At 58.8% G+C, this 2,166-nt stretch carries 3 protein-coding genes; 1 reads left to right on the top strand and 2 read right to left on the bottom strand.

The window, feature by feature from the left end; all coding sequences use genetic code 11:
- Window positions 1–7: 7 nt before the first annotated feature.
- A complete protein-coding gene (locus JOZ76_RS12845; RefSeq protein WP_291699002.1) occupies window positions 8–841 on the bottom strand; it encodes a carbohydrate ABC transporter permease in 834 nt (277 codons plus the stop codon).
- Between the two features lie 7 nt (window positions 842–848).
- A complete protein-coding gene (locus tag JOZ76_RS12840) occupies window positions 849–1,742 on the bottom strand; it encodes a carbohydrate ABC transporter permease (protein WP_291699001.1) in 894 nt (297 codons plus the stop codon).
- A gap of 151 nt (window positions 1,743–1,893) precedes the next feature.
- Here JOZ76_RS12840 and JOZ76_RS12835 point away from each other — a divergent pair.
- Window positions 1,894–2,166 (top strand): helix-turn-helix domain-containing protein (locus tag JOZ76_RS12835; RefSeq protein WP_291699000.1); only part of this gene is annotated, 273 nt, incomplete at its 3' end.

The following is a 2,166-nucleotide window of genomic DNA, read 5'->3' as shown; positions in this document are numbered from 1 at the left end:
TCTGAAATCAGCCTTTGACTGCGCCAGCTGTCAGACCGGCGATGAACCACCGCTGCGCGACGAGAAAGAGTGCGACGATGGGTATCGATGAGACGATTGCGAAGGCCATGACATACGACCAGGTGATCCCAATGGTGTCGAAGACCTGGTTCACCAGCGCGACCTGAAGCGTGCGGCGGGAGAGGTTGGGCGCGAAGGCCGCAACCGTGATGTAGTCATTCCAGGTTGTAATCACACCGAGAACCGCGGCCGCCGCAATGCCTGGCTTGATCAGCGGCAAAATGAGCCGGGTAAAGGTCTGCCAGCGCGTGGCACCGTCAACCTGGGTAGCCTCGTCGAGCCCGACCGGCACCGCATTCACAAAGTTTTGCATGAACCAAATCGTCTGCGGCACCAGTCGGGCGGCCTGAAGGACGATGATCGCGACGGGGTTGTTCAGACAGCCGATTGCGTCGAGGACAAAATATGTCGGTGTCAGCAGCGCGACGCCGGGAATCATGGACGTCGCCAATATGAGAAGCATGACGGCGCGCTTGGCCGGGAACGTCATCCTTGATGCGGCATAACCGGCGGGCACTGAGACGGCCAGCGTCAGCGCGATCGAAGCGATTGCGTAAAGGTCGGAGTTGAAAAGCTCAACGGAGAAATTCTGCTCGCGGAAGACGGCCACATAGCTGGCAAGCGTCGCAGGCGACGGCAACAAGGAGGGCGGAAATGTGATGACGTTCGCCTCGGTCTTGAGCGACGTCACCAGCGCCCATGCTATGGGGCCGACAACGACTAGCGTCAGAGCGGTTATGGTCAGGCGTGAGATTAGGCGTTCGGCCGGTGTCGTGCGCATGACCGCATTACCCTGAAACACGGCCTGTCAGCCGGAGGTAGGCGAGGCCGAGCAGCAGATTTACGATGAGGACGACGATCGAGATCACCGCCGATGGAGAGATGTCAATCGACCTGAAGGCATCGACAAAGACCTCGAAGCTCCACGTGCTGGTCGTTCCAAGCGGCCCGCCGCCCGTCAAAACCAGAATGAGCGTAATGAGCGTGAGATACATGATGCTCAGGGCCAGCGCGGTGCTGCCGAGCGTGGTATCTATATGCGGCCAGACCACGTGACGCAGGCGAGACCAGAATCCGCCGCCGTCGATCTCGATAGCCTCATAGAGCTCGCCCGGAACGCCTTGTAGGGCGGCGCTCATCATTACCATGACGTAAGGGAACGACCACCAGGCCGTGACCACGATCAGCAACAATAGTGCGACGCCTGGATCGCCCAGCATCAGGCCGGGTGTGAGCCCAACGGATTTCATCCCGTAGCTGATGGGTCCGTAGGACGGATTCAGCAGCCATAGCCAAAAGCAGCCAACGACCGCCATGGACAGTGTCCAAGGCAGCAGCAGCAGCACTCGCAAGGACGAGGCGCCGCGCTTCATCGTTTGCAGCGCAAGGGCGCAGAACAGCCCGAGCGGCAACACGATAGCGAGAGACCCTGTCAGATAGACGAGGGAGTTGAAGGTGAGGTCCCAAAATGGTGTGGAGGTCAGCACAGAAGCGTAATTGCCGAGACCGGCCCAGCCGATGACGTCGTAGTAACGCGTGCGGCTGAGACTCAGCCAAATTACTACGGCTGTCGGATAGAGAGTCACAGCGAGAAGCAGGAGCACCGCAGGGCCGAACCAAATTACCGGCGTGGCCCAATTCCGGCCAATCCCTGCTGTGTTCGCCTTGTTAGGAGGTTTCATGCTTCTCACCACGAAACAGAACGATGTTCTATCGCGTTGATCCCAGAAAAGTCAAATCTGGTCAGCGCTGAGTGAACGCTGGAAGCCTCTCGCCCTTGACAGAGGGTCCGTCCGATAGCCAAATAGAACTATGTTCTGATGAAGGTCAAAAATGCCTTTGGGTGATTTTGTCGACCGGGTGATGGACATCATCGAGCTCCTTGCCGACGAGCCCAATGGTTTGCCGGTGAGCGACATCGCACGTCGCCTCGATATCCCCAAAAGCGCCGCACATCGTCTGCTTTCCTCTTTGGTCAATCGTGGCTTCGCGCTGCAGGACGATACTAGCCAACGCTATCGGCTGAGCGTGAAGCTCGCCGCAGTCGGCTTTCGTATTCTTGCGGTGGCCGGCACCTCCGACATCTGCCAGCCGTCATTGGATAGG

Origin of the sequence: Bradyrhizobium sp., assembly GCF_019244115.1 — a bacterium.
Classification (GTDB): Bacteria; Pseudomonadota; Alphaproteobacteria; order Rhizobiales; family Xanthobacteraceae; genus Bradyrhizobium.
Note: the sequence above shows the minus strand (reverse complement) of the source record. Positions and strands in the feature narration are given on the sequence as shown.

Bases quoted from the DNA above. Each gene is read 5' to 3' on its own strand.
- JOZ76_RS12840 (WP_291699001.1), bottom strand. From the start codon at position 1,742: ATGAAACCTCCTAACAAGGCGAACACAGCAGGGATTGGCCGGAATTGG.
- JOZ76_RS12845 (WP_291699002.1), bottom strand. From the start codon at position 841: ATGCGCACGACACCGGCCGAACGCCTAATCTCACGCCTGACCATAACC.